Consider the following 14,099-nt stretch of genomic DNA (forward strand, 5'->3'; position numbering starts at 1 on the left):
TTAGTACGATAACAGAAAAGCCCTATTCCGTTGTCACATAAACATAGGAACACACTTCATATAAAGCTGTAAAAAAGTATCGTTATTATTAATCTAGCCTATCCCCAGAGAGCCGACCAAATAGAATTTAAAACAAAAAAAAAGAAGCTTTGGTTTAATGCTGGAAGATATAATGGATTAAAAATAGTACATGAAAGCTGAAACAATAGTCCTTCATCGTTATGATGAAGACTAAGAAAACTCCAAACCCCTTAACATACCAATTTCACCTAATACACAACGTATTACAAATACATCTACAGTAGAAAAATCTATACAAAAATATACCAAAAAAACCTTTAAAAGGGATTAATAACCTAAGAATCTATCAGATTAATACCACAAGATGAGCAAGTAATAACAAAAAAATATACCAGAACTCCTTTTGTGGCGTTAATTATATATAGACCCGGCAAACTTGCCATTCGTTATTCGTTATTTTTAGGTTAGTCATACCTGTATATCATTAGGTTTCTTTTCCCTGTATTTCACTTCAACCTTGTTGAAATCAAAATGGTCTGTAAAAGAGAGAAGAAAAAAGTAACTAATCGCGTAAGGAGTATTCATTCAGCAAAACACTCAGGATCCTATCTATAATTAATGGATGTTTCCATCGCTGTCAATAAAAAACATCCCACCAAGGGTATTAACATCATGAAAAAACAAACAAGTAAGGTACTCATCATCTCAAATAGACTTCCCGTCAAAATTGAACGGCAACAAGATGGTTTACAGATTAGTCCTAGCGAAGGAGGACTGGCAACAGGACTCGGCTCGATATATAACAAAGGTAATAACGTATGGATAGGCTGGCCTGGCATTGTCCCAGAAAACCAAGAAGAGAAAGACTTTATAACAGCAACATTAGCAGATCTGAATCTGATTCCAATTTTCCTATCGGAAGAGGAGATTACAGGTTATTATGAAGGATTCTCCAACGAGGTACTCTGGCCGATTTCGCACTATAGCCCTACCTATGCTAACTATAACACGGACAACTGGAATTATTACCGATCGGTAAACCAAAAGTTTGCAGACCTTGTCGAACAACACTGTAGCAATGATGATACCATTTGGATTCATGACTATCAGTTGATGTTATTGCCTCAGCTGATTAGACAAAAAAGAGATAAAATTGCTATTGGCTATTTTCAGCATATCCCCTTTCCTCCCGACGAAGTATTCCGAAGTATACCATGGCGCAACGAATTACTACAAGGACTATTGGGTGCCGATTTAATTGCATTTCACACCTTCAACGATAGTCAGCATTTTTTGGATGCTTGTACCCATATCTTGGGATTACCCATTTACAACAATAATTTGCACGTCGGAGGACGAGCAATCTATGTAGAAGTATATCCAATGGGGATTGACTTTGATAAATTCAACTCGCTATCCATAAAAACAACAATAAAAGAGCGTGCTAAAGAGATAAGGGAATATTTCAACGATAGAAAAATTATTGTCTCCGTCGACAGACTCGATTACAGTAAAGGTATTTTACCTCGGATTGAAGCATTTGAAGACCTACTAATTCGTCATCCTGAATGGAAAGGTAATGTAGTCCTTTACATGCTTGTTGTCCCATCACGCGATAGCGTAGATCAGTACAAAATCCTTAAAGATGAAATCGATAGAAAAGTAGGTAATATTAATGCATCCTATGGCAACAATGACTGGACACCTATTGTTTATTTCTATACCTCTTATGCGATTGAAGAACTGGTAGCACTTTACCGCGCTGCCGATATCTGCTTGGTAACCTCGATACGGGATGGTATGAATCTAGTAAGCAAAGAATATATTGCTTGTAAGGAGGATACCGATGGCGTTTTAATTTTAAGTGAGCTTGCTGGCGCATCTAAGGAATTGATTGACGCATTGCAAATTAATCCACACTCGATTGATCAAATTCGAGATGCCTTATTTAAGGCTTTACATATGCCTAGGGAGGAACAACGGGAGCGTTTAGACGCAAGTATCGCGCTGGTGAAGAAATTCAACATTCATCACTGGGTAAATCTATTCTTCACCAAACTCAAGGAAATTAAAACACAGCAAGGCAAAGATTACGCCCGTAGAATAAGGGCTGAAACTGAATCTTCAATCTTCAAGTTTTACCAAGAATCAAAAAAACGTTTATTTTTCCTTGACTACGATGGTACTTTAATAGGCTTTCGCAATGATGCTGACAAAGCGGTGCCTACACATGAGGTATATGCTATTTTGGATAAAATTCAAGAAAGCCCCAACAATCAAATTGTTATTATCAGCGGACGTCCACATCAGACATTAGGAAAATGGTTTGCTGACAAAGACTATATCTTGGTTGGCGAACATGGCGTTTGGAAAAAGTATCCCGACAGCAATTGGGAAAGCAAATCGGATTTATCCAACAGCTGGAAATCCTCCATCAAGCGGGTCATGCGTAAGTATGCCAATGAAACAGCCGGTGCTTTTATTGAGGAGAAGGAATATTCGTTGGCTTGGCATTATCGAAAAACACAACCTGGTTTGGGTCAGCAACGTGCCCAAGAGCTTATCGATAGTATGCGTTTTCTTATTCCGCAACATGGGCTTCAGCTTTTGCGTGGCGAGAAGGTAATAGAAGTAAAAAACAGAGAGGTCAACAAAGGTAAAGCAGCCATTTCTATCGTTCGTGACTTTAATCCAGATTTCATCTTCGCTATTGGGGATGACACGACCGATGAAGACATGTTTATCGAGCTACCTGAGGATAAAACCATTAGTATCAAAGTAGGTAGCAACAAATCTACGGCTAAATTTTATGTCGAAAATCAAGAAGAAGTAACCAAATTACTGAAGACCTTATTTATAGAAAGATAAGTAACATCCCATTTAAGAAGAAAGAAAAAATAAGTATGGAATTAAATCAGAGACATCGTTATGATAGTGGTATTATTGGCAACTGTGCTTACATCGCACATATCGGCATGGATTCAAACATCAATTGGCTATGTTGGCCAACATTTGAAGATTCATTTGTGTTTGGATCCTTGCTTGACAAAAATAAAGGAGGTGAATTTTCAGTAAAACCTAGCAAAGCTATTACCGAAAGTAAACAATACTACGTTGAAAACACCAACATATTATGTACCGAAATCCATACCGAAGACGGCAGCTACCGCATTACCGACTTTGCTCCTCGATTTGAACAATATGAACGCTATTACAAGCCGCTAATCCTTATTCGGAAGGTAGAGCCGCTGGAGGGGTACCCTAATATTCAAGTGACATGCAACCCTAAATATGAATATGGACAGAAAGAGTTTGAGAAACAAAGAGGGAGCAACCATGTGCAGTACCATCATGACAATTTGAAGATAAGGCTAGCGACAAATATGCCTATTAGCCATTTCTTTGAAAACAATACAACTTACGTTCTCGCAAAGCCTATTTATCTGATATTAACCTTTGGCAGCGCTTTTGAAGCACCGATAGAGCGTACCGCTGAAGAATTCTTATCACGTACAGAAGCCTATTGGCAGAAATGGATTAAGAATGCATCGATTCCTAATTTCTTTCAAAAAGAAGTTATTCGGTCCGCACTGGTGCTCAAGCTCCATCAATATGAAGACACAGGGGCTATCATTGCGGCGAGCACCACTAGCCTACCCGAGTTTCCGGAATCAGGACGTAACTGGGATTACCGCTACTGCTGGCTACGCGACAGCTATTACGTGTTGACGGCACTAAGCCATCTAGGCCAGTTTGAGGAGATGGAAAAGTATGCTGCTTACATTGCTAATATCAGTCATATGGATAGCGGCCGTTTACAACCATTATATGGAATATTTGGGCAGAATAAGCTAACGGAAAAAACATTAGACCATCTGGATGGCTACCTTGGTAACAAGCCTATCCGCGTTGGTAACCAAGCTTATGAACATATCCAAAATGACGTTTATGGACAGGCGATGATTGCCTTACTCCCCTTATTGACGGACAGCCGATTTAACTATAAGCAGCAAATTAATGCGCGCGAATGGACATCTTACATATTGGAAAAGATAAAGTTAACCATTGACGAGTATGATGCGGGTATCTGGGAATTTCGTCAATTTGAAAATAGACACTGCTATTCCAATTTATTCCAATGGGCAGGAAGTACAGCGGCCCTAAAAATTGCGAAGATGTATGACATGGAAGATATTGCGCAGGAAGCGCGCTCCATGATTAGCAGGGCTAAAGAACATATTGAAAGCTGCTTTGATGAGGACAACAATGTATATACCAATGCCATTGGCAGTGAAAACCTGGATGCCAGCACGTTACAGCTCATCATGATGAACTACCTAGATCCAGCAAGTGACCGTGCAAAAAAACATCTTAACGCCATGGAGAAAGAGCTGAAAGGTAAAAACGGTCTTTTCTACCGCTATCTACATAAGGATGATTTTGGGAAGCCTAAATCTACCTTTTTAGTCTGTGCCTTCTGGTATGTAGAGGCGCTAGCTTGCGTAGGTCGTGTGGAGGAAGCCCAAGACATACTAAACAACCTAATGAGTTATTCAAACCATTTATCGCTGTTTAGTGAAGATGTTTGTGAACGTACAGGTAGCCAATGGGGGAATTTCCCACAGGCGTATAGTCATGTAGGCTTGATTAATGCAGCTTATCGCATAGCCGTTAAATTAGATCAACCGACTTTCTTTGAGAAAGAATAGCATTTAAAAAGATGAAACGATGCGCAATCATAGTGACTGCGCATCGTTTATCCTTCCTATTTCCCCCTAAGCGGGGATAAAAACTTTATTTTAAGCCTTTTTATCCATAGTCCTATACACTTTTAGCTGTATTTTGGAACTATTTTATTTTGTAAAATGGCTCTTAATAATCTGATGGCTGTGCATCATCATACTGCGCTTTATTTTTGCCTAGATGGCTTCCTGCGATGGCACTTCCTGCTCCTAAAAGCAGTGCAAAGAAACTAAATATAGCAAATTTGCCTAATGAGTTTGTGACATCTTCACTCACTACTTTTGCTTTTTCTTCTGCTTCATGAGACCACTGTTTTACTTTAACCTTAACCTCCTCGGCGGTAGACACCCAATTGTCTACTATTTGTCTAGACTCTACTTTAGATTTGCCGGTACGTGCTGCTACAACATTAGCTAAAGCATCTTTATCAACATCTGATAATACCTCGTCTTTCAAGCTGTACAATTTATTTAGCAATTTATCAGACTCTTCATCAATAGCTTTTGGATTTTCACCGACTTCCTTACCCGCTTGCTTTGCATCGTTTGCTACACCTTGAGCCTTGTCTTTCAAGTTTTCAGGCTGTAGACTACCTTTACCTGTCTGTCTAAGGATTGTGTTGGCCTCCTCTTTCAGCTTCTTCAAGTCACTATTTTCAATACCCAACTGGTCATTTATTAATGTAGATACTTCTGGTGCGCTATCTTTAATTGCTCCCCCTGCTGCAGAAGCTGTTTTTCCAATCAACGCGCCAATTCCGCCAATAGCTGATCCGACGGAAGTTGTCACCACATAGAGACTAAACAAGGCAAATATTGCCCATGTTAAGACACCATGCAATAGACGGTCAATCTTGTTGGTCGTCGTTGCCAACCAGCCGCTGACCCATCCTCCGGCAAATAGTGCAATAAGAATTGATACAAACCACCATATCGATGCACCTGTTCCAAAGCCACTAAATGGCTTCGCATCAGAAGTAGGCGTAAAACTAGCAAACCCTATCCCTGCACCTAAGAGCGATAGTAATAATTGAACGATAATAGTTATGATAACTCCGGCAATAATTGCTCCCCAAGCTATCCGATTTAAATAACGAGAGCGTCTGTTCTTTTCTTGTCTTAATGTTGGTTCCATAAATAAAAAAATTAGTGTAAAACATTCTTATTAAATCATAACATACTCACTGATACTACACTATTGAACAAAAAGCAACACGTTTAGTTTTTTCAGCCGCTTTCCTAAGGACCTAAAGCGAGCATATAAAAAGATAAAAAGAATGGTTTTATGGCTATAAAACTTACGCTAAAAAGCAGCTCAAGGAGTACAAAACAGAACCTATACAAGGTCCGATATCCCCCTCTTAAAAGAAGAAGAAAACAAACCTAACTAACTAATTAACAGACTAAAGAAACTATGGATAGCAAAAATACGGATTGCATATAAAAAAATACGGATTGCATATAGGGCTTTTAAAAAAGGTTATTGACTTTTACGCTCGAAATAATTTATAATTAGTTTAAATAAATATTAATAAAATACATCACAACCACCAACCATGCACAGATACCTATTACTTTTCCTGCTACTCGCTAGCTTGACAAGCTGCACAAAAACGGAAATCGTAGATTACGAAAAGGATGCACAGAACAAAATTATTGAATACAAAGTCACCAACGCCGCTGAAACCATTTATGGTATTATTGACGATATCGATAAAACAATCACGGTATATATCCCCTATTACCTTAGTATCGAGGTAATCATACCAAAAATTAAGCTAGAAACTGGCGCTAAGCTTATTGACAAAGATGGACAAGATATTGATATCCGGGAGGATTTAGAACCGGTGCCATTGGGTACAACCGGCTATAAATACCGCGTTAAAGATATCGAAGGGCAAATTCGAGAATACACCTTAATCAGCAAAATCATTCCACACAAGGACGCCTTAAAGTTAGGTTATTCTTTGACCGTTGATGCGAACAACAATCCTATTGCAGACACCTTGGAAACGGGAGAAACATCGGTTAATGCACGTTTTTACATTGTCGGCAACTTTGAATCGAGCAGTACATTTGCAACAGTCAACTTGATTGATAAGAAAAATAACAAAGTTATTCCCAATGCACTGAAGATTATTAAACTAACGCGTGACAACCAAACCCATACCATGGAATTACATGTGAACGCTCAAGTAGATAGTGGCACTTACTACGTTAGTGTTGAGCATCAAGGTCGTAGAGCGACATTACCAAGCATACACATAAGCTACAAGAAGCCTGTTTTTGAGCGTTTAGCTAAAGTTTATAACGTTGGCGATATTGTTACTTTAAACTTATACAATGACAATACGCCATCCGGTGGAGGCATCAACACAGGTGTCAAACGTGCCTATATTAAATTCACCAAGGAACATTTTACATTCCCAGGCGCTTACTATCCAAAGGATTTTCCGGAGAACCTATTTGATAAACCTATAGCATTAGACATCGTCAGCCAGAGTAGAACACAGATTCAATTTAAATTCCCTGACATTCCTGTGGGAGCTTACTCCACGAGTATGGGAACCAATGGAACCACCATCCAATATACAGGCTTTGGTTTCTACTTCGACTTTAATTCGGCCGAATGGGGCAATGATAATTTATTATCATCGATAAACTATACCATTCAAATAAATGCTAAGAAATAACCTAAAGATTAACGGAAAAAATACGCTAATGAAACTACGCAGCAGCACGCCATTTTTCATACTCTTTTTATTGGGTATGCTTATACAATCATGTAGTAAGACGAATTACGACTACTTACTACGCCCTTTTAATGAGATTAAACAGTTTTACATCGTCACCAGTACGGGTGATACGACAAAGTGCCTTATACAAGGCGATAGCATTACCGTATTCTGGAATCCAGATGTTGCGATGCCCGATAAGGTAAGTCCACGCATTGTTGTTGATGAAAAAGCGACTGTCAGTCCTGCTTCTGGTGAGGCTGTATCCTTTACAAAAAACACGACCTATACCGTTACCGCCGAAAATGGAGACGTAAAAACTTACCGCTTAAATCCTATCGTTAAAAAGCCATTGCCATCCATTTCTAATGTATCGGGAAACATTACTTGGCTTTCTACAACACAGCTCAATATTTATGGAGAAAACTTCTTAGTACAGGCCGATGCCGCTAATATTGGTATTTACTTACAGCGTGTTTCTGATGGTTTTGAATTTCCTTTAGAAGTTATCAAAGAAAGAACTACCAATTATTCGTTAATCGCTAAAGTTCCAGAGTTCACAGAATCTCAGGGAATAGGACTGCATAAGCTTTATATGAAAATAGGTGATAAACCTACTAAGTCTGTTGACATCCAAGTATATGCTCCAGATATTTATGGTGCCCAAATCACCTCGAGCTTTGTACAAGATGGTCAGGATATACATGCGGGCGATATGCTTACGATTAACTATGCCGCAACGGACAATCAAGGCGGTAAAGTGGCAAGATTCTACAGTACCAATGATGTGGAGACGGTCTTACTTTACATTTCATATGAAGAGAGCGTCGAGATAAAACAATTTACACGTACAGCAAACAGCATCCAATTCAAAGTGCCTGATGAAATTAATAAATTCGTGGGTAAGAAAGTCGGTCAGCTACGTTTATTCTACAAATCAGCACCACCAGATCAAGCAACCTTTAGCAGCTACCGTCATACGATGTATCTTACGAAGCCTAGCAATGTCGTCGTAAAATAGAAATAAGCAGCGAAAGCATGTGTATTACAACAGGATAACAAGCAAGGTGGCATCACATAAAGTGCCACCTTGTTTTATTATGCAGCTTGCCATGGGCTGCTACTCTATATTCTTTTACAGAGGCCTAAACTAAAAGGGTTTTAACAAAGAAAAATAACGAAAAGCTATCCATAAGCGGTATTTTTCCTATTTTGCTGTTAATTTACAACATACAAGAAAAGTTGTGAGGTATAACCAACATACGATAACCATGATAGACTCGGCAAGTAATTATATAGAAATAAACAAGCATTCTTGGAATAACAGAACTGACACGCACTTAAAATCAGACTTTTACAACATGGAGGGTTTCCTTAAAGGAGAGACCTCCCTAAATCCTATTGAACTAGAACTGTTAGGCGATATACGGGGTAAAAGTATCTTACACCTACAATGTCATTTTGGACAGGATTCGATTTCATTAAATAGGCTTGGCGCAAGCGTTACTGCTGTTGATTTATCGGATAAGGCTATTGATAGTGCGCGAAGAATCGCGGAAGAGACACAGGCAGATGTACAGTTCATCTGTTGTGATTTGTATGATTTAGAAAATCACTTAGACCAACAGTTTGATATTGTTTTTACGAGCTACGGTACCATCACCTGGCTTCCCGATTTGGATAAATGGGGTAAATTAATTTCGAAGTTTTTGAAGCCTCACGGGAAGTTTGTGTTTGTTGAGTTTCACCCTGTTGTTTGGATGTTTGACGATAATTTTGATAAAATAGGCTACAATTACTTTAATGTAGCTCCTATTATAGAAACAGAAAATGGTACTTATGCCGATAAGGATGCTACTATTTCTCAATCCTATGTCACTTGGAACCATAGCATGAGTGAAGTCATCAGCAGTTTGCTTAACAACAACTTAAGTTTAGCTAAAATTCAAGAATTTGACTATTCTCCCTACCCTACCTTCAGTCATTTAGTTGAGGTAGAACCTAAAAAATACCGCATAAAACATTTGGATAATAAAATTCCGATGGTGTATGCTATTGTTGCCGAAAAAAGAGATTAAAGCATAAATTGGGCGTCTTTATAGGCGCCCAATTTATGTATAATATGGATGATTTATAAGCTATGCCTGCTTTAATTGACGTACATCATCCATATTTTGGGCTTCATCGCTCTCTATTTTCAAATTAGCTTTCACAAAACTTAAAGCGAAGGCTCCTCCTAGAAATAGGATACTTACCCAGATGATGTAATGTACATTGCTAAACTTTATTACCCAACCTGCAGCCATCGTACCGAAAGTAACCCCAAGATTAAAAAATGACGGCACAAAACTATTGGTAAATTCCAGCGTATGCTGAGGAATTTGATATACACCACGCGTATTACCGATTAGAAAACCAGCGGTATGTACAAATCCCCAAATCATGATGATTAGCGTCATCGGGGCGAACCAAGTTCCGAAGAAATAAGCCAATAACTCCACAACAATCAAGGCTATTGGAAAATAGCGAAACCCTATTTGTACATTCCGGCTAATTACCTTACCGACAAGCCAATTTCCCAAAATACCCGCTGCACCAAATAAAAGCAACATCAGACTTACTTGCGCTCCATTCATTTTAGTGATCTGCGTAAAATAATCGGCTAGGTAACTATAGGTGGCAAACATTCCAGCTATCATAAGCAAAATATAGCCATAATTTACCCATACCAACGGTTGTTTCAATATAGAAAAATCTTGCTTTGTACTTTTAGTCTTCTCTACCGGTGTCGAAGGCACGGCAAACAGGAGGCTAAAGAAGGCCAATAAATTTATCAAGCCTGCAATAATAAAAGAGGCTTTCCAATCAAATAAGTCCGCAAAATAGGTGGTCAACGGCACACCTACTACAGTTGAAATACTCAATCCCGTCATGACTACAGCTATCGCTCGCGGAGCTTCTTTAGGAGCTACCTGCTTCATAGCTAAGGTAAGGGCTATTGCCCAAAATGCAGGATAGAAAACAGCAGGTATGATGCGAGAGATTAACAACACATTAAAATCAGTGGCAAAGGCCGATAATACATTTGATAATACAAAGGTTGCCAATACCAATAGTAAAATTGTTTTGCGATTAATATTCTTCGTTAATGTCGTAATAAAAGGACCACAAAGTGCCACCGTAAGGGCAAAACCACTCATGAGCCACCCTGCGGTGTCGATGGATACGCCAAATGTTTTGGCGAGCACCGGCAGAATGCCAATCACACAAAATTCACTTGTTGCCACCCCAAACACGCCGAGTGCCAAGGCATAAATTATCTTGTTCATTATTTTTAATTTTTAAAATCTGTAGAAAAAGTGATGTTCTTGAAAAGATCAAACTCCGCAAGAAGCTGCTCCAATTTGCTATGAACACGTGTGTAAGCATCCGATCCCAAGAGCAAACGTAGTGGCGGATTTTCCATTTCAGTTACCGCATACAAAGCTTCAACGGCTCTTTCTGGATTGCCCAGCTGCTTCCCATTATTATGGTGAAACATCGTTTTAAAATGTCCTGCTGTAGGCAGGTAATCATCAATTTCCTTTTTTGCGCTGCGCAGTGATGTCCCTAAAAAATTGGTACGAAAAGCGCCAGGCTCAATCAAGGTAACTTTAATTCCTAGTCCTTTAACCTCTAGTTTTAAAGCTTCCGTCAATCCTTCAATAGCATACTTACTGGCGTTATAAATACCAAAACCAGGGGTACTCACAAGGCCCGAGGCCGAAGAAAGGTTAATGATATGTCCACTATGTTCTTTACGCATGTAAGGCAACACCTGACGCATTAAATTGAAGGTACCCAACACATTGACCGCTAATACATCATTCACTTCATCTACAGAAGCTTCTTCCACAGCGCCCAGAAATCCAAAACCTGCATTATTTATCAACACATCGATACGTCCATGCGTTGCGATTACCTCTTCCACAACCTCTTGCACAGCATCTTCGTTAGTAACATCTAAACTATAAACGCGCAGATTATCATCTTTTAACAAGGTCGCATCAAAGCTATTCTGATCTCGCGTAGTAGCAACAACAAGCTGTCCCTTACCCAATAAATACTTTACGGTTAATAAACCCAATCCTTGGGAGGCTCCCGTAATGAGCCATACTTTTTGACTATTCATTTCTTTATCTAATTATCTTATGTAAAATCGACTCTTCTGCAAACACCTGTACAGCTGAATCTTAAACCAATACAAAGGTAACTACGCTATTAAGTGGCATCCTTATTCAAAACAGGCTATCCCTTATGAAAATCAAATCGGAATACACACAAACAACAAAGTCTGAGCACAGGCTCAGACTTTGTTGTCGTTTTACGAAAAGCAAGGGCTTTAAGACTGATAACTTTTACGGAATGCCTGTGGAGAAAGGCCTATATTTTTTTTAAAAAACTGCGTAAAATTAGGCTGATCAGCAAAACCAATGCTATAGCCTATTTCCTGCATCGTCAAATCTGTTTGAATCAACATTGCTTTAGTTTCTTCCAATAGACGAGTTTTTATATGTGTACTTACATTTTGCCCGGTATGTCTTTTTAAAAGCGTATTTAACTGGTTGGGATGTATGGCTAATGAATTGGCAAACTCTTTAGCTGTTTTCATCTTAATCGGGTTGTCTACATTAATCTGCGATGTTTCCTCTTCCAGCAATTGGAAAAAATCATGTACCTGTCGATAAGCATCGGAAACCAAACTAGGCACCGTAAAATTCGCCACCTTGACACTCTCAATCATCAGCATCTGGATATAGGTTTGCAAACGATCGTCCGTATAAGCATCTCTAGTCTTGATTTGCTGCAACATTTCGTCAAACCAATGATCAAACAAAGGAAGGTGACTATCTGCCAAGCGTACAACATGATGATCCGCCTTCGCAAACAAACCATATTGCTCCATGGCCAGTTTTAAAATAGGCTTAGCCTCAATAAAGTGCTTTTTAAACAGCACAAAATAACCATCGGCCTCTTCCCCCAAGTTTTTCCAAGAGACAATTTCATTGGGATGCAGAAACACAATAGAAGGTTCGTCCAGATAATAGGTATTTATGCCGATCGTCAATACGCTTAAGCCTTTAGAAAAGTAAAGAATCTTATAAAAATCTCTACGGTTTGGTGAAAGGTAATTTTTGCAAGGATCATCTCTACGACTCACTACCTGAATATCCACCGCATCAAAAGATTCATGAAATATGGGTAAAATATCGCCCATATCGCGCAACTGGTCTATTTTTTTGCTTTCCTCCGATTTTGCCATAACACCTATTTTTAATTACATACAAAAATACCTATTTATTGATGTTCCCCTACTTATGCAAAACATGCTGTTGCTTATGAAAATCAAACCATTGACTTTAATGCCCACATTAATAACGAGCTTGACCGATTTCTAATTTGTAAACCTTTCCTGCACTATTTAAGTGTAATTTAAAATAGGTTTTAAAGTCTCCCCATGTATCGCTGTGAAAACGACCATACACGGCGGTTCCATCATATTCTACTTTATCAATCGTCGTGAAGCGCTCATGACCAAGCGCCTCTTTCGAAAATCGCTTAAAATCTCTAGGCTTCCCATCGTCCAACAATTCGACATCAGGCGTAAAGAAAGAAAGCCATAATGCAGCGTCCCCCTTTTGCCAAGCCGTAATCGCAGCTCTCACTGTTTGATTACTTATTTTACGGTATTCCATCTGTCCTATATTTTTATGTTGATGATTGCCAATCTGCCCACAAGCCTGCAGAGAAGCGAGCAGGAAGATTGGAAGTATATAGGTTAACATAAACCTGCACTTTTTGTTATTGTGTAGCACCGCCATTGACTAATAAATGTTGTCCATTAACAAATGAAGATAGGTCGCTTGCAAAAAACTCTGCAATATTAGCGACATCCTCGACCTCGGCTAGTCTTCCCATCGGGCAGCTATCGATTAATGATTTCCGTAATTCGGGATAGCTTCCTTCTTCGGCAAAAATTCCGGAGTGATCAACTGCAAAAGGAATAATCGTGTTTACGGTAACGCCACGATGACCAATCTCTTTTGCTAAAACATCAACTAGGTAACGAGGAGTTGTTTTACTGCCGCCATAGACAGCCATACCCGGCATAGGAAAGGCCGTAGTACTCGAAGCAATGTAGATAATACGTCCTTTATCTTCCACCTGCAGTGCCGCTTGTTGCATGGTGAAGTAAGCACCTTTTGTATTAATGGCAAATAAACGATCAAATTGCTCCTCTGTAAATGCGGTAACAGGAGTCTCTACCATCTCAATTCCTGCATTTGCCACGACGATATCAACCTTGCCGAAAGCCTCTTTTGCAGCTTCAAACAACCGTTTTATATCGGCTACTTTGCTTACATCTGCTTGTACAGCAATAACCCGCGCACCCATCGCTTTGATATTATTTTCAACCTCATCGGCAGATGCTTTATCGCGCGAGTAATTCAAGACTATATCGGCTCCTAAAGCCGCATAGCGCTCCGCAATAGCTTTCCCTAAGCCTCTTGCAGACCCTGTGATTAGGGCTACTTTATTTTTAAAGGTATTCATGATTTTA

11 protein-coding genes are annotated in these 14,099 nt (G+C 39.2%); 5 read left to right on the plus strand and 6 right to left on the minus strand.

The window, feature by feature from the left end; genetic code table 11:
* Positions 1 to 693: 693 nt before the first annotated feature.
* Both WH223_RS00170 and WH223_RS00175 read left to right on the plus strand, forming a co-directional pair.
* Complete coding sequence (locus WH223_RS00170; protein ID WP_340045494.1) at positions 694 to 2,889, plus strand: bifunctional alpha,alpha-trehalose-phosphate synthase (UDP-forming)/trehalose-phosphatase; 2,196 nt, start codon at positions 694 to 696, stop codon at positions 2,887 to 2,889.
* Positions 2,890 to 2,924: 35 nt separating this feature from the next.
* Positions 2,925 to 4,730 (plus strand): glycoside hydrolase family 15 protein, encoded by a 1,806-nt coding sequence (locus WH223_RS00175; protein ID WP_340045495.1) that lies wholly within the window; start codon positions 2,925 to 2,927, stop codon positions 4,728 to 4,730.
* A 163-nt stretch (positions 4,731 to 4,893) separates the two neighbouring features.
* Here the strand turns inward: WH223_RS00175 and WH223_RS00180 are convergent, their stop codons facing one another.
* Positions 4,894 to 5,898, minus strand: coding sequence for a hypothetical protein (locus WH223_RS00180; protein WP_340045496.1), 1,005 nt, complete (start codon positions 5,896 to 5,898; stop codon positions 4,894 to 4,896).
* A gap of 421 nt (positions 5,899 to 6,319) precedes the next feature.
* Here WH223_RS00180 and WH223_RS00185 point away from each other — a divergent pair, with 421 nt between their 5' ends.
* From WH223_RS00185 to WH223_RS00195, 3 genes are all read left to right on the plus strand, one after another.
* Positions 6,320 to 7,456 (plus strand): hypothetical protein, encoded by a 1,137-nt coding sequence (locus WH223_RS00185; protein ID WP_340045497.1) that lies wholly within the window; start codon positions 6,320 to 6,322, stop codon positions 7,454 to 7,456.
* A complete protein-coding gene (locus WH223_RS00190; protein WP_340045498.1) occupies positions 7,443 to 8,519 on the plus strand; it encodes a hypothetical protein in 1,077 nt (358 codons plus the stop codon). The genes WH223_RS00185 and WH223_RS00190 overlap by 14 nt, the downstream gene beginning before the upstream one ends.
* A 223-nt stretch (positions 8,520 to 8,742) precedes the next feature.
* Positions 8,743 to 9,576: a class I SAM-dependent methyltransferase gene (locus WH223_RS00195; RefSeq protein ID WP_340045499.1), complete on the plus strand. Its 834-nt coding sequence runs from the start codon at positions 8,743 to 8,745 to the stop codon at positions 9,574 to 9,576.
* A 60-nt stretch (positions 9,577 to 9,636) separates the two neighbouring features.
* On the opposite strand, the gene WH223_RS00200 is transcribed toward WH223_RS00195, so the two are convergent.
* The 5 genes from WH223_RS00200 to WH223_RS00220 form a co-directional block, all read right to left on the minus strand.
* Entirely contained in the window at positions 9,637 to 10,827 is a 1,191-nt protein-coding gene (locus WH223_RS00200) for an MFS transporter (protein ID WP_340045500.1), read from the minus strand.
* A 5-nt stretch (positions 10,828 to 10,832) separates the two neighbouring features.
* Positions 10,833 to 11,669 carry an oxidoreductase gene (locus WH223_RS00205; RefSeq protein WP_340045501.1) on the minus strand — a complete coding sequence of 279 codons (837 nt, stop codon included), beginning with the start codon at positions 11,667 to 11,669 and terminating at the stop codon, positions 10,833 to 10,835.
* Positions 11,670 to 11,879: 210 nt separating this feature from the next.
* Positions 11,880 to 12,800, minus strand: coding sequence for a helix-turn-helix domain-containing protein (locus WH223_RS00210; RefSeq protein WP_340045502.1), 921 nt, complete (start codon positions 12,798 to 12,800; stop codon positions 11,880 to 11,882).
* A 109-nt stretch (positions 12,801 to 12,909) separates the two neighbouring features.
* On the minus strand, positions 12,910 to 13,323 hold the full coding sequence (locus tag WH223_RS00215) for a nuclear transport factor 2 family protein (RefSeq protein WP_340045503.1): 414 nt from the start codon (positions 13,321 to 13,323) through the stop codon (positions 12,910 to 12,912).
* A 16-nt stretch (positions 13,324 to 13,339) separates the two neighbouring features.
* Positions 13,340 to 14,092, minus strand: a complete 753-nt coding sequence (locus WH223_RS00220; RefSeq protein ID WP_340045504.1) for an SDR family oxidoreductase — start codon at positions 14,090 to 14,092, stop codon at positions 13,340 to 13,342.
* Positions 14,093 to 14,099: the final 7 nt, after the last annotated feature.

Origin of the sequence: Sphingobacterium sp. MYb382 (genome assembly GCF_037572665.1) — a bacterium.
Classification (GTDB): Bacteria; Bacteroidota; Bacteroidia; order Sphingobacteriales; family Sphingobacteriaceae; genus Sphingobacterium.